This is a genomic window from Burkholderia sp. RF2-non_BP3, assembly GCF_001522185.1.
GTDB classification, from domain to species: domain Bacteria; phylum Pseudomonadota; class Gammaproteobacteria; order Burkholderiales; family Burkholderiaceae; genus Burkholderia; species Burkholderia diffusa.
Window position 1 is genome coordinate 230,632 of record NZ_LOSU01000032.1, and the last position, 24,678, is coordinate 255,309.

At 65.2% G+C, this 24,678-nt stretch carries 24 protein-coding genes and 1 tRNA gene; 12 read left to right on the top strand and 13 right to left on the bottom strand.

Annotated elements, in window-relative coordinates:
* The first annotated feature begins 1 nt into the window (after position 1).
* From prmA to WS45_RS16045, 5 genes are all read left to right on the top strand, one after another.
* Positions 2 to 904 (top strand): 50S ribosomal protein L11 methyltransferase, encoded by a 903-nt coding sequence (prmA, locus tag WS45_RS16025; RefSeq protein WP_059535223.1) that lies wholly within the window; start codon positions 2 to 4, stop codon positions 902 to 904.
* Positions 905 to 949: 45 nt separating this feature from the next.
* The gene (locus WS45_RS16030) at positions 950 to 2,260 is read left to right on the top strand and encodes a DUF3426 domain-containing protein (RefSeq protein ID WP_059700724.1); all 1,311 of its coding nucleotides are present in this window, start codon (positions 950 to 952) and stop codon (positions 2,258 to 2,260) included.
* Positions 2,261 to 2,332: 72 nt separating this feature from the next.
* Positions 2,333 to 2,836 carry a thiol peroxidase gene (tpx, locus tag WS45_RS16035; RefSeq protein WP_059535219.1) on the top strand — a complete coding sequence of 168 codons (504 nt, stop codon included), beginning with the start codon at positions 2,333 to 2,335 and terminating at the stop codon, positions 2,834 to 2,836.
* A gap of 94 nt (positions 2,837 to 2,930) precedes the next feature.
* Positions 2,931 to 3,869 (top strand): carbohydrate kinase family protein, encoded by a 939-nt coding sequence (locus tag WS45_RS16040; RefSeq protein WP_059535217.1) that lies wholly within the window; start codon positions 2,931 to 2,933, stop codon positions 3,867 to 3,869.
* Between the two features lie 19 nt (positions 3,870 to 3,888).
* Positions 3,889 to 4,362 carry a glycine zipper 2TM domain-containing protein gene (locus WS45_RS16045; protein ID WP_059535216.1) on the top strand — a complete coding sequence of 158 codons (474 nt, stop codon included), beginning with the start codon at positions 3,889 to 3,891 and terminating at the stop codon, positions 4,360 to 4,362.
* 215 nt (positions 4,363 to 4,577) lie between these two features.
* Here WS45_RS16045 and WS45_RS16050 read toward each other — a convergent pair whose 3' ends face one another.
* The 7 genes from WS45_RS16050 to WS45_RS16075 form a co-directional block, all read right to left on the bottom strand.
* Positions 4,578 to 5,261 (bottom strand): histone H1-like DNA-binding protein, encoded by a 684-nt coding sequence (locus WS45_RS16050; RefSeq protein WP_059451920.1) that lies wholly within the window; start codon positions 5,259 to 5,261, stop codon positions 4,578 to 4,580.
* Between the two features lie 28 nt (positions 5,262 to 5,289).
* Entirely contained in the window at positions 5,290 to 5,616 is a 327-nt protein-coding gene (locus WS45_RS33615; RefSeq protein WP_082721943.1) for a hypothetical protein, read from the bottom strand.
* An 82-nt stretch (positions 5,617 to 5,698) separates the two neighbouring features.
* A complete protein-coding gene (locus WS45_RS16055; RefSeq protein WP_059535212.1) occupies positions 5,699 to 6,910 on the bottom strand; it encodes a ribonucleotide-diphosphate reductase subunit beta in 1,212 nt (403 codons plus the stop codon).
* A gap of 363 nt (positions 6,911 to 7,273) precedes the next feature.
* Positions 7,274 to 10,267: a ribonucleoside-diphosphate reductase subunit alpha gene (locus WS45_RS16060; protein ID WP_059535210.1), complete on the bottom strand. Its 2,994-nt coding sequence runs from the start codon at positions 10,265 to 10,267 to the stop codon at positions 7,274 to 7,276.
* 452 nt (positions 10,268 to 10,719) lie between these two features.
* Positions 10,720 to 11,310, bottom strand: coding sequence for a 1,6-anhydro-N-acetylmuramyl-L-alanine amidase AmpD (gene ampD / locus WS45_RS16065; protein ID WP_059608190.1), 591 nt, complete (start codon positions 11,308 to 11,310; stop codon positions 10,720 to 10,722).
* Positions 11,307 to 11,624, bottom strand: coding sequence for a PP0621 family protein (locus WS45_RS16070; RefSeq protein ID WP_059700725.1), 318 nt, complete (start codon positions 11,622 to 11,624; stop codon positions 11,307 to 11,309). Before WS45_RS16070 ends, ampD begins: the two co-directional genes overlap by 4 nt.
* 13 nt (positions 11,625 to 11,637) lie before the next feature.
* Entirely contained in the window at positions 11,638 to 12,531 is an 894-nt protein-coding gene (locus WS45_RS16075; protein WP_059535204.1) for a cytochrome C assembly family protein, read from the bottom strand.
* Between the two features lie 89 nt (positions 12,532 to 12,620).
* Here WS45_RS16075 and ffh point away from each other — a divergent pair, with 89 nt between their 5' ends.
* Together ffh and WS45_RS16085 are read left to right on the top strand one after the other, a co-directional pair.
* Positions 12,621 to 13,988: a signal recognition particle protein gene (ffh, locus tag WS45_RS16080; protein ID WP_059465333.1), complete on the top strand. Its 1,368-nt coding sequence runs from the start codon at positions 12,621 to 12,623 to the stop codon at positions 13,986 to 13,988.
* Between the two features lie 94 nt (positions 13,989 to 14,082).
* Positions 14,083 to 14,634: a hypoxanthine-guanine phosphoribosyltransferase gene (locus WS45_RS16085; protein WP_059535202.1), complete on the top strand. Its 552-nt coding sequence runs from the start codon at positions 14,083 to 14,085 to the stop codon at positions 14,632 to 14,634.
* Between the two features lie 85 nt (positions 14,635 to 14,719).
* Here WS45_RS16085 and WS45_RS16090 read toward each other — a convergent pair whose 3' ends face one another.
* Together WS45_RS16090 and WS45_RS16095 are read right to left on the bottom strand one after the other, a co-directional pair.
* Positions 14,720 to 15,328 (bottom strand): MarC family protein, encoded by a 609-nt coding sequence (locus WS45_RS16090; protein ID WP_040143346.1) that lies wholly within the window; start codon positions 15,326 to 15,328, stop codon positions 14,720 to 14,722.
* 21 nt (positions 15,329 to 15,349) lie between these two features.
* Complete coding sequence (locus WS45_RS16095) at positions 15,350 to 17,086, bottom strand: proline--tRNA ligase (protein WP_059700726.1); 1,737 nt, start codon at positions 17,084 to 17,086, stop codon at positions 15,350 to 15,352.
* A gap of 218 nt (positions 17,087 to 17,304) precedes the next feature.
* On the opposite strand from WS45_RS16095, the gene WS45_RS16100 reads away from it, so the two are divergent.
* Positions 17,305 to 17,952: an RNA pyrophosphohydrolase gene (locus tag WS45_RS16100; protein WP_059535199.1), complete on the top strand. Its 648-nt coding sequence runs from the start codon at positions 17,305 to 17,307 to the stop codon at positions 17,950 to 17,952.
* Between the two features lie 63 nt (positions 17,953 to 18,015).
* Positions 18,016 to 18,573, top strand: a complete 558-nt coding sequence (locus tag WS45_RS16105) for a CNP1-like family protein (protein ID WP_059465329.1) — start codon at positions 18,016 to 18,018, stop codon at positions 18,571 to 18,573.
* Positions 18,574 to 18,678: 105 nt separating this feature from the next.
* Here the strand turns inward: WS45_RS16105 and proB are convergent, their stop codons facing one another.
* From proB to rplU, 4 genes are all read right to left on the bottom strand, one after another.
* Positions 18,679 to 19,797, bottom strand: coding sequence for a glutamate 5-kinase (gene proB / locus WS45_RS16110; protein ID WP_059681797.1), 1,119 nt, complete (start codon positions 19,795 to 19,797; stop codon positions 18,679 to 18,681).
* A 90-nt stretch (positions 19,798 to 19,887) separates the two neighbouring features.
* Positions 19,888 to 21,000, bottom strand: coding sequence for an Obg family GTPase CgtA (gene cgtA, locus WS45_RS16115; protein ID WP_059535195.1), 1,113 nt, complete (start codon positions 20,998 to 21,000; stop codon positions 19,888 to 19,890).
* 187 nt (positions 21,001 to 21,187) lie between these two features.
* Positions 21,188 to 21,451: a 50S ribosomal protein L27 gene (gene rpmA / locus WS45_RS16120; RefSeq protein ID WP_006476999.1), complete on the bottom strand. Its 264-nt coding sequence runs from the start codon at positions 21,449 to 21,451 to the stop codon at positions 21,188 to 21,190.
* 24 nt (positions 21,452 to 21,475) lie between these two features.
* Positions 21,476 to 21,787: a 50S ribosomal protein L21 gene (gene rplU, locus WS45_RS16125; protein WP_006025184.1), complete on the bottom strand. Its 312-nt coding sequence runs from the start codon at positions 21,785 to 21,787 to the stop codon at positions 21,476 to 21,478.
* 210 nt (positions 21,788 to 21,997) lie between these two features.
* On the opposite strand from rplU, the gene WS45_RS16130 reads away from it, so the two are divergent.
* The 3 genes from WS45_RS16130 to WS45_RS16140 all read left to right on the top strand — a co-directional run bounded on the left by WS45_RS16130 (position 21,998) and on the right by WS45_RS16140 (position 24,654).
* The gene (locus WS45_RS16130; protein ID WP_059700727.1) at positions 21,998 to 22,993 is read left to right on the top strand and encodes a polyprenyl synthetase family protein; all 996 of its coding nucleotides are present in this window, start codon (positions 21,998 to 22,000) and stop codon (positions 22,991 to 22,993) included.
* A gap of 149 nt (positions 22,994 to 23,142) precedes the next feature.
* Positions 23,143 to 23,219 (top strand) — tRNA-Pro (locus tag WS45_RS16135).
* A gap of 148 nt (positions 23,220 to 23,367) precedes the next feature.
* Positions 23,368 to 24,654 carry an HlyC/CorC family transporter gene (locus tag WS45_RS16140; protein ID WP_082721944.1) on the top strand — a complete coding sequence of 429 codons (1,287 nt, stop codon included), beginning with the start codon at positions 23,368 to 23,370 and terminating at the stop codon, positions 24,652 to 24,654.
* Positions 24,655 to 24,678: the final 24 nt, after the last annotated feature.

Consider the following 24,678-nt stretch of genomic DNA (forward strand, 5'->3'; position numbering starts at 1 on the left):
CATGAGCTATCGCGAACTCGTCGTCGAACTGGCCCGTGAGCATGCGGAGGCGCTGTCCGACGCGCTGCTCGACCTGGGCGCGCTGTCGGTGTCCGTCGAGGACGCCGACGCCGACACGCCCGACGAACAGCCGCTCTTCGGCGAGCCGGGCCTCGTTCCCGAACGCACCGCATGGCAGCACTCGCGCGTGATCGCGCTGCTGTCGCCCGATCACGATCCGGCCGTGCTGCTCGCGGCGGCCGCGAACGAGATCGGCGTCGCCGAGACGCCGAAGTTCGACGTACGCGAAGTCGAGGAACAGGACTGGGTGCGGCTCACGCAGTCGCAATTCGAGCCGATTCCGATCGGCGAGCGGATCTGGGTCGTGCCGTCGTGGCACGACGCACCCGACCCCGACGCGCTGATCCTCGAACTCGACCCCGGCCTCGCGTTCGGCACGGGCAGCCACCCGACCACGCGCCTGTGCATGGAGTGGCTCGAACAGTCGGTGAAGCCCGGCCAGTCCGTGCTCGACTACGGTTGCGGCTCGGGCATTCTCGCGATCCTCGCGAAGAAATGCGGGGCGAACCCCGTGGTCGGCATCGACATCGATCCTCAAGCGGTCGAATCGGCGCGGCAGAACAGCGAACGCAACCACGCGGAAGTCACGTACGGGCTGCCCGACGCATGCCCGGCCGGTGAATTCGACATCGTCGTCGCCAACATCCTGTCGAACCCGCTGAAACTGATGGCGTCGATGCTCGCATCGAAGGTGAAACCGGGCGGGCGCATCGCGCTGTCGGGCGTGCTCGCGCGCCAGGCGGACGAAGTCGCGGCCGTCTATGCGCGCTACGTCGACATCTCGGTCTGGCGCGAACACGAAGGTTGGGTATGCCTCGCCGGAACGCGGCGGGAAAGCCATTAGAATAGCGCTGTCCTTCACTCTGGCCAGCAGGCCGCCCGGCTCGACATGCTTCTTGCGACGCGCTGCCCTCATTGCGAAACCGTCTTCCGGCTGCAGCAGGAACAGCTCTCGCTGCATGACGGGCTCGTGCGCTGCGGACACTGCCATCAGGTCTTCAACGCGTCGCAGTCGCTCGTTCCCGAGCCTGCGCTGACCGAAGCGGCACCGGCCGGGCCGGCCGCCGCCGTACCGCAACACGAAGCCGCGCCCGCGCGGCTCTTCGCCACCGACGCACCGGTCGAGCCGACGTCCGGTTCCGACTACCAGCCCGAAGGCTGGGACATGTGGGCGCCGTGGCTCGATGCCGGCGTCGACCCATCCCTGCAGCACACCGTGCAGACCGTGCGCACCGAGCCGCTGGTACCGCTCGCGCTGCCGGCCATGGACGCCGGCGTCGTCCACCTGTCCGGCACGCCTGCCCCGATCGCATCGGCTCCGGCCGAACTGCACGCTGTCGCGTCGGCCGAGCCGGATTGGGCGCGCCACGAAACCGACTCATCCGGCGCATCGCGGGCCACGCCACCCGCCGAACCCGACCTGCGCGAACCGCGCTTCGTCGCGCACACGCCGTCAACCGCCGACGCGGACGAACCTGTCGGCAACGCGCACTTCTCCGTACCCGACGACGAACGCGCACCGCGCGAACCGCGCTTCGCATTCACGCCGGCGCAAGCCGTCCCTGAACCCGGCGCCGACGCCGACGAGCGCGCCCCCGCACCGGCCGCGGCCGCCGGCGAAGCGGCCGTCCAACCGGCCGCGCCCTTCCCCGCCGCACTGGCCGACGACGATCGCCCGCACTTCGCCGTGACCCGCGAGACGCGCGCGCCGCAGCGACGCGGGATGCTCGGCGGCTTTTTCGGCGGACTCGTCGCCGCCGCGCTCGCGGTGCTGCTCGTCGCGCAACTCGCGTGGTGGCAGCGCGAAACCGTGATGATCGACTGGCCGGTCACGCAGGGCTGGTTCCGGCAGGCGTGCGCGCCGCTCGGCTGCACGGTCACGCCGCCACGCGCGATCGACGGGCTGCGGCTCGACGCGGCCGACCTGCGCCAGCTCGACGGCCCGCGCGTGCTGGAGTTGAAGGTGCCGCTGACGAACCGCTACCGCGTCGCACTCGCCTACCCGTCGCTCGAGCTGACGCTGCTCGACGACACGAATCATGTGACCGTGCGCCGCGTGCTCGCGCCGCGCGACTACGTCCGCCCGGGCACGCCGATCGACGCCGGGCTGCCGCCCGGCACGACGCGGACGATGGTCGTCCGTCTCGACACGAACGGCGCGCCCGCCTCGAATTTCCGCGTCCAGATCTTCTATCCGTGACGCCCCGCGGCGCGCGCATGCGCGCCGTCTCAACCCGCGCGCCGCAGCGGCGCGCTATTTCGGAGCACGAACATGAGCAAAGTTACGCTGGGTGGCAACCCGATCGATCTCGCCGGCACGTTCCCGGCCGTCGGCTCGCAAGCCCCCGACTTCAAGCTGGTCGGCAAGGACCTCGCCGATCTGTCGCTCGCCAGCTTCGCCGGCAAGCGCAAGGTGCTGAACATCGTCCCGAGCCTCGACACGCCGACCTGCGCAACGTCGACCCGCAAGTTCAACGAAGCCGCGTCGTCGCTCGACAACACGGTCGTGATCGTCGTATCCGGCGACCTGCCGTTCGCCGCCACGCGCTTCTGCACGACGGAAGGCCTCGCGAACGTCGTGACGGCTTCGACGTTCCGCGGCGCCCGCGCGTTCGCGAACGCGTACGGCGTCGACGTGACGAGCGGCCCGCTGAACGGCCTGACGGCCCGCGCGGTCGTCGTGCTCGACGCGCAGGACAAGGTGATCCACGCGGAACTCGTCGGCGAGATCAAGGACGAGCCGAACTACGACGCAGCGCTCGCCGCACTGAAGTAACCCGCTGCCGCCCGGCGCTGCCGCGCGAGGCCCGACGGCCTCGGCGCGCCGGCCGGGCGGCCGCTTCCTTTTGCTCTCTACAGGAACGCACGCCTTGACTACGCTGATTTGCGGCTCGCTCGCCTACGACAACATCATGACCTTCGAAGGCCGGTTTCGCGAGCACATCCTGCCCGACCAGGTTCACCTTCTGAACGTGAGCTTCCTCGTGCCGACGATGCGTCGCGAATTCGGCGGTTGCGCGGGGAACATCGCTTACGCGCTGCACATGCTCGGCGGCGACGCGCGCATCATGGCGACGGTCGGCGCGAACGACGCCGATCGTTATCTCGAGCGTCTCGACAGCCTCGGCCTGTCCAGGGCCAGCGTGCGCGTGGTGCCCGAAACGCACACCGCGCAGGCGATGATCACGACCGATCTCGAGAACAACCAGATCACCGCATTCCACCCGGGCGCGATGATGCAGTCGCACCTGAACCGCGCGGACGAAGTGTCGGGCGTGAAGCTCGGCATCGTCGCGCCGGACGGCTTCGACGGGATGGTCCAGCACGCCGAGCAATTCGCAAAGGCCGGCGTCCCGTTCATCTTCGATCCGGGCCAGGGCCTGCCGCTGTTCGATGGTGCGACGCTGCGCCGCATCATTGAACTCGCGACCTTCGTGGCGGTCAACGACTACGAGGGCAAACTCGTCAGCGACAAGACGGGCTGGTCCGAACAGGAAATCGCCAGCCGAGTTCAGGCGTTGATCATCACGCGCGGCGAGCACGGCTCCACTATTCTTCACAAAAACGGCGAAGAACAGATTCCGGTCGTGCAAGCCGAGCGTGTCGTCGATCCGACCGGCTGCGGCGACGCCTTCCGTGGCGGCCTGCTGTACGGCATCGAGAATGGCCTCGACTGGGCGACCACGGGCCGCCTCGCGAGCCTGATGGGCTCGATCAAGATCGCTCACCAGGGGCCTCAAACTTACGCACTGACGCGCGCCGAAATCGACGCGCGTTTCGAGGCTGCCTTCGGGTACAGTCTCAAATGAATATTGTGGGAGATCAAAAATGATGACCAAGAAAACCCTCACGCTCGCCGCCATGCTGACGGCCACGCTGACGCTCGCGGGCTGCTTCACGGCGCCGGGCTCGGCAGATGTCTATAGCGTCGGTCAGGCGCAGCGCGAACAGACCGTCCGCATGGGCACGGTCGAAAGCGTCCGTGCCGTGCGCATCCAGTCCGACGGCGGCGGCAGCGCGATCGGCACGCTGGGTGGCGGTGCGCTCGGCGCGGTCGCGGGCAGCGCGATCGGCGGCGGCAAGGGGTCGATCCTGACGGCCATCGCGGGCGGTCTCGTCGGCGCCGTCGCGGGCAACGCGGTCGGCGAAAACCTCAGCACGGCGAACGGTGTCGAAATCACCGTGCGCCTCGACAACGGCGACCTGCGCTCGATCACGCAGGCGGCGAGCGGCGAAGTGTTCCGCGCCGGCGAGCGTGTGCGACTGCTGTCGAGCGGCGGCGTCACGCGCGTCACGCACTAACGAGCATCCTCAGCATGCGGCGCAAGCCGCGGTCGAACGCATGTGCGAAGCTGCACATGCGTTTTTTTTCGTCCGTGCCCGACAGCCGGTCGACGCATCGACGAATACGGACGAAAAAAATCCCGCCACCTGAGCCAGATGGCGGGACCGATTGAGTAGCGCTACTCAACCCGCGGACACCACGTGAGTGTCCGGGTGGTACGGGTCAGCCGCGATTACGGACGGCTGCCGGTCGGGAACGGCCATGCCGCTGCCGGGTTGAGCGCGGTCTTCACGCCCGATGCCGGCGCGACCGATGCGGTCGACGCGGTGGTTGCCGGTGCAGCCTTCTTCACGACGGCCTTCTTCGGAGCAGCAGCCTTCTTCGCCGGGGCAGCGGCCTTCGGTGCGGCAGCCTTCGGTGCAGCGGCAGCCTTCTTCGCAGGCGCAGCCTTCTTGGCAGGAGCAGCCTTCTTCGCAGCGGCCTTCTTCGCAGGCGCAGCCTTCTTCGCGGCAGCCTTCTTCGCCGGCGCTGCCTTCTTCGCAGCAGCCTTCTTCGCCGGTGCGGCCTTCTTCGCAGCAACCTTCTTCACTGCGACCTTCTTGGCTGCAACCTTCTTCGCTGCGGCCTTCTTCGCCGGTGCTGCCTTCTTCGCGGCAACCTTCTTCACCGCGACTTTCTTCGCAGCGACCTTCTTGGCTGCAACCTTCTTCGTTGCGACCTTCTTTGCCGCGACCTTCTTCGCAGCGGCCTTCTTCGCCGGTGCTGCCTTCTTCGCGGCAACCTTCTTCACCGCGACCTTCTTCGCAGCAACCTTCTTCACCGCAGCGGCCTTCTTCGCCGGAGCAGCAGCCTTCTTCGCAACGGTCTTCTTGGCAGCAACCTTCTTAGCAGCCGGTTTTTTCTTGGCAGTAGCCATGTTGTTCTCCTTCAGGTTCAGATGAGAGTCAGTTCAAACTACACCCTTCGTCAAAACCCGCTTCCCGCGGACGCTGTTCAGGACGTGCGCTTCGAAGCGGGCTATTCATCGGCGTACGCGGATACCACGCGCTTACGCTAATGAATACGGTATGGCGCGCGTGACCCCATGGCCTCGCGCGCCAAATCAAGTCGGTAGCCGGCGCACCTCGCGCCGCTACCCCTAATCGCTTGATCAAGCGGACCGCCACACGGCCGCCCGCTTTTTCCGGAGGGAAGTTTGCCCATCCCACTGAAGGGTTCGCAAAGTGCCGATCATGTCGTTGGGCCGATAAGGCACCGGGCATGCTTTGCATCAGGCGTTCTTGCTCCTAAACCTTGGGCCGGGACCGAGAGGCCGCCGGCTGCTCCATCATGTGACGGGTTCGCTGCTGCGGGTTATTCCCAGGACAGCGCACCGCCCGTCTGATACTCGATCACACGCGTCTCGAAGAAGTTGCGTTCCTTCTTCAGGTCGATCATCTCGCTCATCCACGGGAACGGGTTTTCCTCGTTCGGGAACAGCGGATCGAGGCCGATCTGCTGGCAACGACGGTTGCTGATGAAGCGCAGATAGCTCTTGAACATCGACGCGTTCAAACCCAGCACGCCGCGCGGCATCGTGTCCTCGGCGTAGCGGTATTCGAGTTCGACAGCCTGCTTGAACAGCTCGCGGATCTCGGCGCGGAATTCCGCGGTCCAGAGATGCGGGTTCTCGAGCTTGATCTGGTTGATCAGGTCGATGCCGAAATTGCAGTGCATCGACTCGTCACGCAGGATGTACTGATATTGCTCTGCAGCACCCGTCATCTTGTTCTGGCGGCCGAGTGCGAGGATCTGCGTGAAGCCGACATAGAAGAACAGGCCTTCCATGATGCAGGCGAACACGATCAGCGACTTCAGCAGCTTCTGATCCGCTTCGAGCGTGCCGGTCTTGAAGGCCGGGTCCGTCAGCGTGTGGATGAACGGGATCAGGAATTCGTCCTTCGCGCGGATCGACGTGACCTCGTGGTACGCGTTGAAGATCTCGCCTTCGTCGAGACCGAGCGATTCGACAATGTATTGATACGCGTGCGTGTGGATCGCTTCCTCGAACGCCTGGCGCAGCAGGAACTGCCGGCATTCGGGCGCCGTGATGTGGCGGTACGTGCCGAGCACGATGTTGTTCGCGGCGAGCGAATCGGCCGTCACGAAGAAGCCGAGGTTGCGCTTGACGATGCGGCGCTCGTCCTCGGTCAGACCGTTCGGGTCCTTCCACAGTGCGATGTCGCGGGACATGTTGATTTCCTGCGGCATCCAGTGGTTCGCGCAACCCGCCAGATACTTTTCCCACGCCCACTTGTACTTGAACGGCACCAGCTGATTGACGTCAGTCTGGCCGTTGATGATGCGTTTGTCGGCGACATTGACCCGCGCTTCCGAACCGCCAGCGGGAACAGCCGATGCTTGCGGCGGCACCGCAAGATCGCCTTCGAAAATGTCGCGGACCTGATGGGCGGCAGGCGTTGCAGCCTGCAGTCCGACAGCCATCCCTGCGGAGGTGCGCATCGCGTTTTGCTGCGCTCCGCTCGCGGGGGTTACGGCAGTCTTCTCGTCATCCCAGTTGAGCATAAATTCTCACCATCAATTTAGAACGGTTTGTACCATCTTTTCCTGAGCGATAAAAGGGTTCGCTCACGAAAAATCCTTTTTTCGATTCGCGTTGCGACCTCGATACAACACTTTGAGCAACGCATCGTCGTTCATGCAGAGCGCGACGCGTGTCACGCATGTATCGCGAGGTGCGCTCGACGCATCGAACGCTGATCGAAACGCGACGTCGTCGGGGATGTTTCGATCGCTTGTCACTGCCTGCAACGCAAGTGCCGCGTTACAGATTCCTTATCATTTTTTTAGTAGAGAGCGGCGCACACTTCAACCTCGATCGGTTGCCGTGCGCGCCGCCCGAACCTTCTTCAGGTCATGCGCGCCGCGTTACTGGCAGGCTTCGCACTCGTCGAAGCCCGGATCGCCCGGACGCATCGTGCACACCGGACCGTCTGCTTCGACCGGCGCCAGCGCCGGTGCAGCATTGATCGCGCCCGACGATGCATCGCCGCCCGCCGCACCGAAGCCGCCTGCCGCGCCTTGCGCGCCGCCGCTGCTCGAGCCGCCGCTCGTCGGCACTGCGTTCAGCGCGCCGTGTGCGACCGTCGACTTCTCGACGTGCGTCGCCGCCATCGTGCGGAGGTAGTAGGTCGTCTTCAGACCGCGCAGCCATGCGAGCTTGTAGACCTCGTCGAGCTTCTTGCCCGACGCGCCGCCCATGTAGATGTTCAGCGACTGCGCCTGGTCGATCCACTTCTGACGACGCGACGCCGCTTCGACCAGCCACGTCGGGTCGACTTCGAACGCGGTCGCGTAGATCGCGCGCAGGTCGGCCGGGATGCGGTCGATGCGCGACAGCATGCCGTCGAAGTACTTCAGGTCGGCGACCATCACTTCGTCCCACAGGCCGCGTTCCTTCAGGTCGCGAACGAGGTACTCGTTGACCACCGTGAATTCGCCCGACAGGTTCGACTTCACGTACAGGTTCTGGAAGGTCGGCTCGATGCATGCCGACACGCCGATGATGTTCGAGATCGTCGCCGTCGGCGCGATCGCGACGCAGTTCGAGTTGCGCATGCCGTGCGCGGCGATCCGCGAACGCAGCGTCGTCCAGTCGAGCGACTCGGACGTGTCGACCTCGACGTAGCCGCCGCGCGCTTCCGTCAGCAGCTTCAGCGTGTCCTGCGGGAGGATGCCGCGATCCCACAGCGAGCCGCGGTAGCTCGAGTAGCGGCCGCGTTCCTCGGCCAGCTCGGTCGACGCGTAGTACGCGTAGTAGCAGACCGCTTCCATCGAACGATCGGCGAACTCGACGGCCGCTTCCGACGCGTACGGCGTGCGCAGCAGGTGCAGGCAGTCCTGGAAGCCCATGATGCCCATGCCGACCGGACGGTGCTTCAGGTTCGAGTTACGCGCCTTCGGCACCGCGTAGTAGTTGATGTCGATCACGTTGTCGAGCATGCGCATCGCGACGCTGATCGTGCGCTTCAGCTTGTCGTGGTCGAGCGCGTAGCTGCCGTCGGCCTGCTTCACCAGGTGGGCGACGAGGTTCACCGAGCCCAGGTTGCACACCGCGATTTCGGTGTCGCTCGTGTTCAGCGTGATTTCCGTGCACAGGTTCGACGAATGGACGACACCGACGTGCTGTTGCGGCGAGCGCACGTTGCACGGATCCTTGAACGTGATCCACGGGTGGCCGGTTTCGAACAGCATGCCGAGCATCTTGCGCCAGAGTTGCTGCGCCGGGATCTTCTTGAACAGCTTGATCTCGCCGCGCGCTACCTTGTCTTCGTAAGCCGTGTAAGCCTTCTCGAACTCCGCGCCGAACTTGTCGTGCAGATCCGGGCAGGTCGACGGCGAGAACAGCGTCCAGTCGGCGCCTTCCATCACGCGCTTCATGAACAGGTCGGGAATCCAGTTCGCCGTGTTCATGTCGTGCGTACGGCGGCGGTCGTCGCCCGTGTTCTTGCGCAGCTCGAGGAATTCCTCGATGTCGAGGTGCCACGATTCCAGGTACGCGCACACCGCGCCCTTGCGCTTGCCGCCCTGGTTGACCGCGACGGCCGTGTCGTTGACGACCTTCAGGAACGGGACCACGCCTTGCGACTTGCCGTTCGTGCCCTTGATATGCGAGCCGAGTGCGCGCACGCGGGTCCAGTCGTTGCCGAGGCCGCCGGCGAACTTCGACAGCAGCGCGTTTTCCTTCAGCGCTTCATAGATGCCGTCGAGGTCGTCCGCGACCGTCGTCAGGTAGCACGACGACAGCTGCGAGCGGTGGGTGCCCGAGTTGAACAGCGTCGGCGTCGAGCTCATGAAGTCGAAGCTCGACAGCACGTTGTAGAACTCGATCGCGCGCGTTTCGCGGTCGATCTCGTTCAGCGACAGGCCCATCGCGACGCGCATGAAGAATGCCTGCGGCATTTCGATGCGGGCGCCGTCGACGTGCAGGAAGTAGCGGTCGTACAGCGTCTGCAGGCCGAGGTAGCCGAATTGCAGATCGCGGTTCGCGTCGAGCGCTTCGCCCAGACGCTTCAGGTCGAACTGCAGCAGCTTGTCGTCGAGCAGGCCGGCGTCGACGCCGCGCTTCAGGAACTGCGGGAAGTATTCGGCGTAGCGGGCCGACATTTCGGCCTGGACCACTTCCTCGCCGAGGATCTCGCGACGGATCGTGTGCAGCAGGATGCGGGCCGTGACCTGGCTGTATGCCGGATCCTTTTCGATCATCGTGCGCGCAGCGAGGATCGCCGAGTCGTAGACCTGGCTCATCGGCACGCCGTCGTACAGGTTCTTCACCGTTTCCGCGACGATCGGGTCAGGGTTAACCGCAGCGCCGAGGCCGTCGCACGCCGACACGATCAACGCACGCAGCGCGTTCAGGTCGAGCGGACGCGTGACGCCGTTGTCGACGACGTTGATGCCGGTGCTCGCCTCGCCGCCCGCGGCCGCTGCTTCCTCGCCCGCATGCTGACGCTCGAGGTGACGCTTCTCGCGATACAGCACGTACGCACGCGCGACGTTGTGCTCGCCGCCGCGCATCAGCGCGAGTTCGACCTGGTCCTGGATATCTTCGATATGGAACGTACCGCCGTTCGGACGGCTGCGCACGAGCGCGCGCACGACGTTGTGCGTCAGCTGCTCGACGAGTTCGCGTACGCGCGCCGATGCCGCGCCCTGCCCGCCGTTGACGGCCAGGAAAGCCTTGGTCACCGCAATCGCGATCTTCGAAGGCTCGAACGACACCACGCTGCCGTTGCGGCGGATCACCTTGTAGTCGGCGAACGTGGCCTGCGGCGCGAGCGCCTGTGCGCCCTGTTCGGTCCCGCCGAGCGGACGGCTCGAGGCGCTCTCGTACTGGGACGTCGCGTTGTCGGTGGTTTGCATGTGCAAAGCTCCTGGTGTTGGATGGTGCGGAGAGAACCGCGGATTAAAACGAACGCTGCGCAATGGCGTGCGCGAGCGGTAAGAGGCGAGCGATGCGTCGGGGAAGCCGGTTCGGTCGATGCGCGACAACCGTTCCGGTCGTGTGCTTCGTCATGTATACCCTGCCCCGTCGAAGTTCGCTGCGCTTGATCGCGACGCCCGGACCGCCCGGCCTGGCGCGCCGCCCTGAGAACCCTGTCCGCCGGCGTTGCCCGCCGGCCGGTGCCGCTCGGGTTTCCCCTGCGACACACACTATATCTAGTACAGAACTGCTCAACTGGCACCAAGTATAGTGGACATTCGGACGAGGTCAAAACGGATAATTTGCGATGGAGGTCTTGACATCGCTCGCGCGCAGACACGACAAGGCATTGGTCGGAGAAAAAACTTTCCCCGGTCAAAAAACCCTGCGCTCAGTGCTGACGGAAAGGAAAGTATTCGGCGGAAAAGCCGGCATCGCCTGCGAAGCGTTGCCAATCGAAGTGCGGTCCCGGGTCGGTCTTGCGGCCCGGCGCGACGTCGGAATGCCCGGCCACCGCATCGATCGGATAGCGCGCGGCAAGCGTGCGCGCGAGCACGCCGAGCGTCGCGTACTGCGCCGCGTCGAACGGCACGTCGTCCGCGCCTTCGAGCTCGATGCCGATCGAGAAGTCGTTGCAGCGCGGCCGGCCGAAGAACTCGGACGCGCCCGCATGCCATGCACGCTCGTCGCACGACACGAACTGCACGAGCTCACCGTCGCGACGGATCAGGAAATGCGCGGACACGCGCACGCCGCGCAGGTGGCTCTGGTAATAAGGGTGCGCATCGCAATCGAGGCGATTCAGGAACAGCGCCTCGATCGCGTCGCCGCCGAACTCGCCGGGCGGCAGGCTGATGTTGTGGACGACGACGAGCGTCGGCACCGCGCCCGCGGGCCGCGCCTCGAAATTCGGCGACGGCGCGTGGCGCGCTTCGCGCACCCAGCCGTGCGCGTCGACCGACAGCAGCGCTGCGTCGCTCATCGGGCGTCGCGGCCGCTCGCGTGTGCGCCGTGGCGCTGCGCGTGCTCGGTGCTGCAGAAGTATTCGCCGCCCGCGGCGACGGCGTCGCCCTTCGGCGTATGCACGCCGCATTCGGCACAGCGCACCATCGGTTCGGGCAGCGAGCGCGCATCGCCGTTCGGGCGTGCCGTCCCGGCGCTGCCGGAACCGGGCGCGCCGTCGAAGCCGCCACCGCGGCCGTTGCGCGCCTGCGCGTGCTCCTGCGCCTGGCGCAGCTTGCGCGTGAGCCACGAACCCGCGAAGAAGAGAAGGATCAGGAGAAGAATCTGTCGCATCGGAAACCTGCGTTCAAACCACGGAGCGGTGCAGCAGCACCTCGAAAACGAACCGGCTGCCGACATACGCGAGCAGCAGCGCGGCGAACGACACGAGCACCCAGCGCGCGGCGCCGCGCCCACGCCAGCCCGACGTCTTGTGGGCGACCAGCAGGCCGCCGAACATCAGCCACGACAGCACCGCGAACACGGTCTTGTGATCGAGCCGCAGCGCGCGCGCATCGACCTGCTCGCTGAACAGGATCCCCGACGCGAGCGTCAGCGTCAGCAGCACGAAGCCGGCGCCGATCAGGCGGAACAGCAGCTTCTCGAGCGTGAGCAGCGGCGGCAGCGTTTCGAGCCAGCTCGCGATCCAGCCGGTCGAGCCGTCGCGCCCGCCGCTCCTCAGCGACTGCAGGCGCCGCTCGACCATCAGCATCAGGACCGCGTGCAGCGCGGCGATCGCGAAAAGGCCGTACGCGATGTTCGCGATCAGGAAGTGCATCTTGAACAGCGGCGCTGCGGCATAAGGCAGCACCCGCACGCCGCCGAACACAAGCGGCAGCAGCGACGCGCCGCACGCGAGCGGCAGCACCAGCAGGCGCAGGCTGTCGAGCGGGAAGAAGAAGCTCTCGATCCAGTAGATGCCGGCGCCGAGCCAGAACATCGCGGACAGCGCGAACGCGAAGCCGAAGACCATCGCGTCGTGCGGAAAAATCGTCATGTGCAGCAGCACGCCGTGCGCGACGAGCGCCGCGAACAGCAGTGCGCGGCCGGCCCCGCTCATCCCCGACGCGGCGGACGCCGGAACCGGCACGGCCGGCACGCTCGCGACGAGCGAGGTCGCGCCCTGGCGGTGCGTGCGCCAGCCTGCGACGGCGAGGCCGCCGTACAGGAATGCGGTGAGGGCATACAGTACAATATCCATGTTCGAAGTTTACACTAGGCCCCCTTCCCGCGACGGCTCCCTTTGTTCGGTTCCGTTGCGCCTTCGGGCCCCACTGTCCATCGCTCCCCATGCTCGACAATCTCACTCAACGGATGGCGCGCGTCGTCAAGACGCTGCGCGGCGAGGCCCGGCTCACCGAGGCGAACACCCAGGAGATGCTCCGCGAGGTGCGTCTCGCGCTGCTGGAAGCCGACGTCGCGCTGCCCGTCGTTCGCGAATTCATCGCCAAGGTCAAGGAAAAGGCGCTCGGCGAGGAAGTGATCAGCAGCCTGTCGCCGGGTCAGGCGCTCGTCGGCGTGGTCCAGAAGGAACTGACCGCCGTGATCGGCGGCGACTACGAAGGCAAGGCCGCCGAGCTGAACCTCGCCGTCACGCCGCCCGCCGTGATCCTGATGGCCGGCCTGCAGGGCGCCGGCAAGACGACGACCGCCGGCAAGCTCGCGAAGCTGCTGCGCGAGAAGTACAAGAAGAAGGTGCTGACGGTGTCGTGCGACGTGTATCGCCCGGCCGCCATCATGCAGCTGAAAACGGTGAGCGAACAGGTCGGCGCCGATTTCTTCCCGTCGACGCCGGACCAGAAGCCCGTCGACATCGCACTCGCGGCCGTCGACTGGGCGAAGCGCCACTACCATGACGTGCTGATCGTCGACACGGCCGGCCGCCTCGGTATCGACGAGGCGATGATGCAGGAAATCGCCGCGCTGCACGGCACGCTGAAGCCGGCCGAAACGCTGTTCGTCGTCGACGCGATGCTCGGTCAGGACGCGGTCAACACCGCGAAGGCGTTCAACGACACGCTGCCGCTCACCGGCGTCGTGCTAACCAAGCTCGACGGCGATTCGCGCGGCGGTGCCGCGCTGTCGGTGCGCCACATCACGGGCAAGCCGATCAAGTTCGTCGGCGTCGCCGAGAAGCTCGACGGCCTCGAGGTGTTCCACCCGGACCGGATGGCGAACCGGATCCTCGGCATGGGCGACATCCTCGCGCTCGTCGAGGAGGCTCAGCGCGGCGTCGACGTGCAGGCCGCGCAGAAGCTCGCCGACAAGGTGAAGAAAGGCGGCGACTTCGACCTGAACGATTTCCGCGCGCAGATCTCGCAGATGAAGAACATGGGCGGCCTGTCGTCGCTGATGGACAAGCTGCCCGCGCAGTTCCAGCAGGCGGCGGCCGGCGCCGACATGGGCCAGGCCGAGAAGCAGATCCGCCGCATGGAAGGGATCATCAGCTCGATGACGCCCGCCGAGCGCGCGAAACCCGAAATCATCAAGGCGACGCGCAAGCGCCGCATTGCAGCCGGCGCGGGCGTGCCGGTGCAGGAAGTCAACCGGATGCTGAACCAGTACGACCAGATGCGTACGATGATGAAGAAGCTGAAGGGCGGCAACATGCAGAAGATGATGCGCGGCCTGAAGGGCATGATGCCCGGCATGCGCTGATTCCGCCCGTCGGTCGGCGCGCGGGTTTTTGCCGTAGCGCGCGCCGGCCGTTCTGCTTCATCCTTATTTGTATACCGACTGCCCGCCAGAACACATGAACCGCGAAGAAGCCCTCCACATTTTCGACCACTCCGAAGAGATCGTCTCGGCCGATGCCGTCAACGCATCGATCGCCCGGATGGCCGACGCGATCCGCGCCGACATCGGCGACGCGTTCCCGCTCGTGCTCTCGGTGATGGGCGGCGCCGCGGTGTTTACCGGGATGCTGCTGCCGCATCTCGATTTCCCGCTGGAATTCGACTACATCCACCTGACCCGCTACCGCAACACGACGCAGGGCAGCCCGGAGATGCACTGGCGCGTCGCGCCGCGCGAATCGGTGAAGGACCGGATCGTGCTCGTGCTCGACGACATCCTCGACGAAGGCGAGACGATGGCGGCGATCCGCGACCGCATCCTCGACATGGGCGCGAAGCGCTTCATGTCCGCCGTGCTGTGCGAGAAGACGCTTACGAAGGCGAAACCGCTGCACCCCGACTTTTGCGGCTTCTCGGTGCCGGACCGCTACGTGTTCGGCTGCGGGATGGACGCAAAGGGCTACTGGCGCAATCTGCCGACGATCCGCGCGCTGACCGCGAACGTGTGATCGCCGCCCTGCCCGCCATATAAATGGAAAGCGGCGCTCCGGTTTCCCGGAGCGCCGCTTTTTTTCATCGACCGCAACGCCCGCGCTACGGCTGCAACTGGTGCACGAACGCGCGAATGCCGGCCAGCAGCATCTCGACCGAGATCGCGACAAGCACGAGGCCCATCAGCCGCTCGAACGCGGCGACGGTCCGCTCGCCGAGCCACGCCTGAATCCTTTCAGCCAGCACCAGCGTGATCGCGCAGACGATCATCGTGACCGTCAGCGCGCCGACCCACTCGAACATCTTGCCCGGCGCCTGCGACGTGAGCAGCATTACCGTCGCGAGCGCGGACGGCCCGGCAAGCGCCGGAATAGCGAGCGGCACGATGAACGGCTCGCCGCCTGCGCGCGGATCGCTGCCGAGCGCGCCGTCCGGATGCGGGAAGATCATCCGCAGCGCGATCAGGAACAGCACGATCCCGCCGCCGAGCCGCAGCGACAGGTCGGTGAGGCTCATCATCCGCAGGAAACGATCGCCGACCACCATGAAGAACAGCAGGATCACGAACGCGATCCCCACTTCACGCAGAATCAGCTTCACGCGCCGCTCGCGCGGCACGTCCCGCATCGCCGTGATGAACAGCGGAATGTTGCCGAGCGGATCCGTGATCAGCACGAGGAGCACGGTGGCCGACAGGAAGGTGTATTCCACCGTGTCCCCCGGTTGCAGCGCTTAGCGCGCGAGCGCGGCGCGGATCTTCTCCGTCACCGTCGCCGCGGCCGCGTCGGCCGGCAGCAGCGTCGCTTCGGCGTCGCGGCGGCCCTGATACTCGATCTTGCCCTCCTTCAGGCCACGCTCGCCGATCACCAGGCGATGCGGCACGCCGATCAGTTCCCAGTCGGCGAACATTACGCCCGGGCGCTCGCCGCGATCGTCGAGGATCACGTCGATGCCGGCAGCGGCCAGTTCCGCGTACAGCTTGTCGGCCGCCTCGCGAACCATGTCGCTGCGATCGTAGCCCATCGGGCACAGCACGACCTCGAACGGAGCGATCGACTCGGGCCAGATGATGCCGCGGTCGTCGAAGTTCTGTTCGATCGCCGCGCCGAGAATGCGCGTGACGCCGACGCCGTAGCAGCCCATCAGCATCGGCTGCGGCTTGCCCGATTCGTCGAGGAACGTCGCGCCCATCGCTTCCGAGTACTTGGTGCCGAGCTGGAACACGTGGCCGACTTCGATGCCGCGGCAGATGTCGATCTCGCCCTTGCCGTCCGGCGACGGATCGCCTTTCTTCACGTTGCGCACGTCGGCGACGTCCGGCTCCGGCAGGTCGCGGCCCCAGTTCACGCCCGCGATGTGATAGTCGACCTCGTTCGCGCCGACGACGAAATCGCTCATGTTCGCGGCCGTGCGATCGGCGATCACCTTCACCGGCTTCTTCGTGCCGACCGGGCCGAGATAGCCCGGCGGCGTGCCGAACCACTCGACGATTTCCTGCTCGGTCGCGAAGCGGTGGTTCTTCAGCCCCGGCAGCTTCGACACCTTGATCTCGTTCAGATCGTGGTCGCCGCGCAGCATCACGAGCCAGATGGTCGGCTCGGCGCCTTCGTTGTCGGTGGCAAGCACGATCGACTTGATCGTGCGCTCGAGCGGGATCGCCAGCAGTTCGGCGACGGCCTCACACTTCGCCTTGCCGGGCGTCGAAACCTTCTCCATCGCTTCGGCCGGTGCGGCGCGCGCGGGCGTCAGCGGCAGCGCTTCGGCCGCTTCGACGTTCGCCGCGAAGTCGGACGTCGGGCAGTAGGCGATCGCGTCTTCGCCGGTATCGGCGATCACGTGGAACTCGTGCGAGAAGTTGCCGCCGATCGAGCCGCTGTCGGCCGCGACCGCGCGGAACTCGAGGCCGAGGCGCGTGAAGATGCGCACGTATGCGTCATACATCTTGCGATACGACTCGTTCAGGCCGGCCGCGTCCTTGTCGAACGAATACGCGTCCTTCATGATGAATTCGCGGCCGCGCATCACGCCGAAGCGCGGACGAATCTCGTCGCGGAACTTCGTCTGGATCTGATAGAAGTTCACCGGCATCTGCCGGTAGCTCTTGATCTGGTTGCGCGCGATGTCGGTGACGACCTCCTCGTGCGTCGGCCCGATCACGAAGTCGTTGTCCTTGCGGTCCTTGAAGCGCAGCAGTTCCGGGCCGTACTGTTCCCAGCGCCCCGATTCCTGCCACAGCTCGGCCGGTTGCACGGCCGGCATCAGCAGCTCGATGGCGCCTGCCCGGTTCATTTCCTCGCGCACGATCGCCTCGACCTTGCGAATCGAACGCAGGCCGACCGGCAGGTAGTTGTAGATGCCGCCGGCGACGCGACGGATCATGCCGGCGCGCACCATCAGCTTGTGGCTGACGATCTCTGCGTCGGCCGGTGCTTCTTTGAGGGTGCCGATAAAGAAACGGGAAGCTTTCATGCGGACGGTTCCAAATACGGCGCCCCCAGGCGGGGCGCCCGAAAAAGTTTCAAGGTGAAAAAGCTGCGCGCGACGAACGACGATGGCGCAGATGACGTAGCAGACTAATCAGGGACAATTCAGCCGGTGCACCCCGCGCGGATTCGCTCCGTCACGGTGCGCAGCGCCCGTTATCTGTTTATAATCAAAGCAATTTTAAAGGATTCGAAGGTGGTTGTATGCTGGATCGTGAAGGCTTTCGCCCGAACGTCGGCATCATCCTCTTGAACGCGCGCAACGAGGTGTTTTGGGGCAAGCGGCTCCGCGAGCATTCCTGGCAGTTTCCTCAAGGTGGGATCAAGTACGGCGAGACCCCCATGCAGGCGATGTACCGGGAACTGCACGAGGAGACCGGACTGCACCCGGAACACGTCAAGATAATCGGCCGCACCCGCGACTGGTTGCGTTACGAGGTGCCTGACAAGTTCATCAAACGCGAAGTACGCGGCCATTACCGCGGCCAGAAGCAGATCTGGTTCCTGCTGCGGATGGTCGGACGCGATTGCGACATTTGCTTGCGCGCGACCGATCACCCGGAGTTCGATGCGTGGCGCTGGAACGAGTACTGGGTGCCGCTCGATGCGGTGATCGAGTTCAAGCGGGATGTCTATCAGTTGGCGCTGACGGAACTGTCGCGCTTCCTGCGCCGCCCGGCGCAGCGAGCCGAAAAGCCGCGTGGGCCGCGTCCGTCGCGCTATCCGCGCGTCATCGGTGCGCAGGTCCAGCAGACGCTGACGATTGTCGACACATCGGTGGTCTGTTCGGAGATCGAAGTGGAGGCGAGCACGCTCGACGAGATGCCGCCCCGCGAGATCATCGGCAAATGACGAGTCGGACTGCATGACCGGGCGCGACCTTGTGTCGCGCCCTTTTTTTACGAGGAATGCATATTGAAAGCGATTGCTCTCGCGCTCGCATCGATTGTCGCCGCGGCCACGCTGGCCGGTTGCGCGAATTCGAAGACGCCGACCAACAAGGATGACAGCGAGTTCGTGTACCTGCTGGACCGCCAGGGCAACTGGAAGGAAAACCCGGTCGACACGCTGCCGCCGCTTCCGCAAGCGGGCGACCTGCTGCCGTTCAACGTATCGCAGAACACGCCGCTCAAGTTCTCCGTCGATGCGAAGTCGCTCGCGGTCGGCACCGACGGCGTCGTGCGCTATGCGGTCGTCATCACGAGCCCGGCCGGCGCACGCAACGTGAACTACGAAGGCATCCGCTGCGACACCTACGAATGGCGTCAGTATGCAGGCCTGAATTCGGATCACGACGGCTGGGACCGTACGGTCGAGAACGACTGGCGTCGCATCGAGAACGGCGAGCTGAACGCGTACCACTCGGCGCTGTACCAGGACTACTTCTGCTCGAACAAGATGCCGCAGGGCACGACCCAGCAGATTCTCGAGAACATCCGGTTCCACCGCACCGCGATGAGCCAGCTGCGCTGAAGATGTGACGCAGGGCGCCGGCCCGGCCCTGCCTCTCGCCAGTCGCAACAAAAAGCCCGCATAACGCGGGCTTTTTTAGTGTCTCGCGACGCCTTGGCCGAGTGATTACACGAGCACGAGGTTGTCGCGGTGAATCAGTTCCGGTTCCAGCATGTAGCCAAGCACCGCCTCGATCTCGCCGCTCGGCTTGCGGTGAATCAGCTTCGTTTCCGCGCTGCTGTAGTTCGTGAGACCGCGCGCCACTTCGCGTCCGTCGGGGCCGACACATGCGATCACCTCGCCGCGCGCGAATGCGCCCTGCACGCCGATCACGCCGATCGGCAGCAGGCTCTTGCCGCCAGCCGTCAGCTTTTCGACCGCGCCGGCGTCGATCACGACGTGCCCGCGTACCTGCAGATGATCGGCCATCCATTGCTTGCGCGCAGCCATCCGCGCGGTGCGCGCGATCAGCTGCGTGCCGATCGCCTCGCCCGCCGCCAGTCGCACCAGCACGTCGGCTTCGCGGCCGCTCGCGATCACGGTGTTCGCGCCGCTGTGCGCTGCGCGCTTCGCCGCGAGGATCTTCGTCAGCATTCCGCCGCGGCCGAGGCTCGAGCCGGCTCCGCCCGCCATCGCCTCGAGTTCCGGTGCGCCCGCACTGGCTTCCGCGACCAGCGTCGCGTTCGGATCCTTGCGCGGATCGGCGGTGAAGAGCCCGGACTGATCGGTCAGGATGATCAGCGCATCGCCTTCGATCAGGTTCGCGACCAGCGCGCCGAGCGTGTCGTTGTCGCCAAACTTGATTTCGTCGGTGACGACCGTGTCGTTCTCGTTGATGATCGGCACGACGCCGAGCCGCAGCAGCGTAAGCAGCGTCGAGCGCGCATTCAGGTAGCGTTCGCGATCGGCAAGGTCGGCATGTGTCAGCAGGATCTGCGCGGTGCGGATATCGTGCTCGGTAAAGCGGCTTTCGTAGACTTGCGCGAGCCCCATCTGGCCAACCGCTGCGGCGGCCTGCAACTCGTCGATCTCGCGCGGACGCTTGCTCCAGCCGAGCCGCTGCATCCCTTCAGCGATCGCGCCCGAACTGACGAGCACCACTTCCTTCCCCTGCGCGCGCAGCGCGGCGATCTGGGCCGCCCAGCGGCCGATCGCAGCATGATCGAGCCCCTTACCGTCGTTGGTTACGAGGCTCGAGCCCACCTTCACCACCAATCGCTTCGAATCCGCGATGATCGAACGCATCGTGCGCTGTCTCCTGTATCTGATGCCGGCCCGACAGGGCGCGATTAAATTCCGGCACCAGGCGCGACGCCCGGTGCGTTCCGGCCCCGCTCAGGCGTCGTCGCCGGGCGTCGCGCCGCCATCGGCGGGCGGCGCATCGCGGAAGCGCACGTCCGCGGCCAGATCTTCCTCTTCCGCCGCGCGATGCGCGTCCGAATGCTCGGCGAGGTAGTCGTAGATCGCGTAGCACAGCGCTTCGCAGCCCTGACCCGTGAGCGCCGAAATCTCGAACACCGGGCCGTCCCAGCCGAAACGGTCGAGGAAATCGGCGACGCGCGCCTCGCGCTCGTCTTCCGGCACCATGTCGAGCTTGTTGAGGACGAGCCAACGCGGCTTCTCGTAGAGCGCCTCGTCGTACTTGCGCAGTTCGCCGACGATCGCGGTTGCTTCCGCGACCGGATCGACGCTTTCGTCGAACGGAGCCAAATCGACGAGATGCAGCAGCACACCGGTGCGCTGCAGGTGTCGCAGGAACTGGTGGCCGAGGCCCGCACCTTCGGCTGCGCCCTCGATCAGCCCCGGGATGTCGGCGATCACGAAGCTCTTGCTCGGGCCGACGCGCACGACGCCGAGGTTCGGCGCGAGTGTCGTGAACGGATAGTCGGCGATCTTCGGCTTCGCGTTCGACACCGACGAGATGAAGGTCGACTTGCCGGCGTTCGGCATGCCGAGCAGACCGACGTCGGCGAGTACCTTCAGTTCGAGCCTCAGCATGCGCCGTTCGCCCGGCTTGCCGTCGGTTTTCTGGCGCGGCGCGCGGTTCGTGCTCGACTTGAAATGCAGGTTGCCGAGGCCGCCTGCGCCGCCCTTCGCGAGCATCACCTGCTGATCGTGCTCGGTGAGGTCGGCGATCAATTCGCCCGTGTCCATGTCCGTCACGACCGTGCCGACCGGCATGCGCAGCGTGACGTCGTCACCGCCCTTGCCGTAGCAATCGGATCCGCGACCGTTTTCGCCATTGCGCGCCAAGTGCTTCTTCGCGTAACGGTAGTCGATCAGCGTGTTGATGTTGCGGTCGGCGATCGCGTAGACGTTGCCGCCCCGGCCGCCGTCGCCGCCATCCGGCCCGCCGAACGGGACGAATTTCTCGCGGCGCATCGACGCGCTGCCATCGCCTCCGTCGCCGGCGATGACTTCGATTCGTGCTTCGTCAATGAACTTCATTCGTCACTCCGACCAGTATTTCCGCTATTGTGCCGCGCGCCGGCGCGCTTGAACAATCTGCCGTTCGGCCGATTGCCCGCCGTTTCGCGACAGCCGCCGGTGCGCACATGCGCCCGGCGGCCAAATAAAAAAAGGCCCCGCGAAGACTGCGGGGCCTTTCGGCTACGAAGCCCGTGGGTGCCTGAACTTAGGCAGCCGCCGGGACGACGATGACCAGATGCTTCTTGTCCGCGCCCTTGGTCGCGAACTTGACGTGACCGTCGACCAGCGCGAACAGGGTGTGATCCTTGCCCATGCCGACGTTCTCGCCAGCGTGCATGCGCGTACCGCGCTGACGCACGATGATGCCGCCAGCGTTGATCGCCTGGCCGCCGTACACTTTCACGCCGAGACGTTTCGACTCGGAGTCGCGGCCGTTCCGGGAAGAGCCGCCTGCCTTTTTGTGTGCCATCTGATTGCTCCTTTACCGAGGCGCTTACGCGTTGATCGCGTCGATGCGCAGCTCAGTGTAGTTCTGGCGGTGGCCGCCGTGCTTTTGGTAGTGCTTCCGGCGACGCATCTTGAAGATGGTGACCTTGGCATGACGACCGTGCGACACAACGGTGGCCTTGACGGAAGCCCCACTGACCAGCGGCGTACCGAACTTAATCGATTCGCCTTCGCCCACTGCGAGAACCTGGTCGAGCGTGATTTCAGCGTCAATGTCAGCCGGTATCTGTTCTACTTTGAGTTTTTCGCCAACGGCAACCTTGTACTGCTTGCCGCCGGTTTTTATGACCGCGTACATTGAGAACCTCACTCTGGATCCAATTTTTCCGCACACCACGCGCGGAAAACACGTGATTATACATGGGGTTAGCACCCAAGTCAAAGCCGATCCACGATTGCCGCGCGCAAGCCCTGGCCGGACGGCCAAAATCACGGTGCCGGCACGTCCGACAGACCGGGATATCGCGGATTCGACTTATAATCCGCGGCATCACCCATTTCGATCATCATGTCGTCGTCCACCGCCTCCCCCACCCTCAGCGCCGCCCACCTGCTCGCCCCGATCGCCAGCGACATGGAGCAGGTGAATCGCGTTATCCGGCAAAGCCTCGCGTCCGACGTGCTGCTGATCAACCAGATCGCCGAGTACATCATCGGCGCGGGCGGCAAGCGGCTGCGTCCGGCCCTGTTGTTGCTCGTCGCCGGTGCGCTCGGCGAGACGTCGCACCAGCGGCACGTGCTGGCCGCCGTCGTCGAGTTCATCCACACGGCCACGCTGCTGCATGACGACGTCGTCGACGAATCCGAACTGCGGCGCGGCCGCCAGACGGCGAACGCGCTGTTCGGCAATGCGGCGAGCGTGCTGGTCGGCGACTACCTCTATTCGCGCTCGTTCGAGATGATGGTCGGCGTCGGCAAGATGCGCGTGATGGAAATCCTGTCGGAAGCGACGACGATCATCTCCGAGGGCGAAGTGCTGCAGCTTCTGAACATGCACGACGCGGACGTCGACGAGTCGCGCTACATGCAGGTGATCCGCTACAAGACGGCGAAGCTGTTCGAGGCATCGGCCCGCCTGGGCGCGGTGCTCGCCGGCGCCGATGCGCCGACCGAAGCCGCCGCGGCCGAATACGGCCGCCGGATCGGCACCGCATTCCAGATCATGGACGACTGGCTCGACTACGCGGGCACGGCCGAAGCGATGGGCAAGAATGCCGGCGACGATCTGCGCGAAGGCAAACCGACGCTCCCGCTCATCTATCTGATCGAACGCGGCACGCCCGAACAATCGGCGCTCGCGCGCGAGGCGATCGAACAAGGCGGCACCGATCGCTTCGATACGATTTTCGACGCGATCACGCGTTCGGGCGCGCTGGACCATACGCTCGAATGCGCGCGCCAGGAAGCACAGGCCGCTGCGGCCGCGATCGCCGCGTTCCCGGATTCGATCTACAAGGAAAGCCTGCTCGGGCTGTGCTCGTACTCGACGTCGCGGCAGTCGTAAACGCGCCGCGAAGGGAACGCGATACCTTGCCTCGAAAAATTTCTTCAACAAGGTATTCCCTTTTAGAAAAAACATCGTTATAGTTACGTTCTTGCTTGAGACGACGCAGCGATCTTCACGAAGGCGCCAGAGTCGGAAGAGCAAAAAATCGGGGTGTAGCTTAGCCTGGTAGAGCGCTACGTTCGGGACGTAGAGGCCGGAGGTTCGAATCCTCTCACCCCGACCAGATTTGAAAAAACCGTGCACCATGTGCACGGTTTTTTTTTGCCTTCGTTTTGCCCGGTCGCACGGGCCCGATGCCGCGTGCGACACATCCCGGCCGCCGGCCTCTGCTATATTCCCTCCATCCCTGTCCTTCACTGCCCTTCTGACGCGTGGACCAAATTCCCTTATGGGCGCAAATCGGCGCCGTCTTCCTGCTTCTCCTCTGCTCCAGCTTCTTTTCCATTTCCGAGACCGCGATGATGGCGCTCAACCGCCATCGGCTGAAACACCTCGCCGGCCAGGGCGTGCTCGGCGCGAAAACCACGCAGGGTCTTCTCACGCGCACCGACCTGCTGCTCAGCGTGATCCTGATCGGCAACAATCTGTTCAACACGATCATCCCGGTTCTGACGACCTCGCTCGCGCTGCATACGTTCGGCCGTAACAACCTCGCGCTGTCGATCGCGACCGGCATCGTCGCGTTCCTGATCATCGTGTTCGCGGAAATCGCGCCGAAGATCGTCGGCGCAACCTTTCCCGAGCGCATCGCGCTGCCCGCCAGTCTCGTGATCGCGCCGCTGATGCGCGTGTTCAAGCCGGTCGTCTGGTTCGTCAACGCGCTCGCGAACGGCGTGCTCTGGGTGCTGCGTATCAACACGAAGAAGGGCCGCGATCAGCGGATGTCGGCCGACGAGCTGCGCGCGATCGTGCTCGAATCGAGCAGCTTCATGCCGACGAAGCACCGCAGCATCCTGCTCAACCTGTTCGACCTCGAGAACATCACGGTCGACGACGTGATGGTGCCGCGTCGGCAAATCGAATCGCTCAACTTCTACGCGCCGCTCGACGACATCCTGCATCAGCTCGAGACCTGCTATCACAACCGCCTGGTCGTCTACGAAGGCGACATCGACAAGGTGCTCGGCGTGCTGCACGTCCGGAAGACACTCACCGCACTGCACAACCAGGATTTCGACCGCGAAACGTTGCGCACGCTGCTCGCCGAGCCGTACTACGTGCCGTCGGGCACGCCGGTCGTCCAGCAGCTCCAGTATTTTCAGGAAAGCCGGCAGCGAACCGCGCTCGTCGTCAACGAGTACGGCGAACTCGAGGGGCTCGTCACGCCCGAGGACATCATCGAGGAACTGATCGGCGAATTCACGACGTCGATGCCGCGCGGCGAACGCGCGGGCGGCTGGGACCAGAACGGCGAATGCATCGTCGCCGCCAGCATGCCGCTGCGCGAACTGAACCGCTGGTTGCACCTGCAATTGCCAACCGACGGACCGAAGACGCTGAACGGCCTGATCCTCGAAATCCTCGAGGAAATTCCCGAAGGCGACGTGTGCCTGAAAATCCGTGACGTGATGCTCGAGGTCATGCGCAGCGACGATCAGGCCGTGCGCACCGTCAAGCTCTTCAAGCCGCGCGGCACGCGCGCACGCGCCGCGCGCTAGCCGAACGGCCGACTGTCGGCGCCG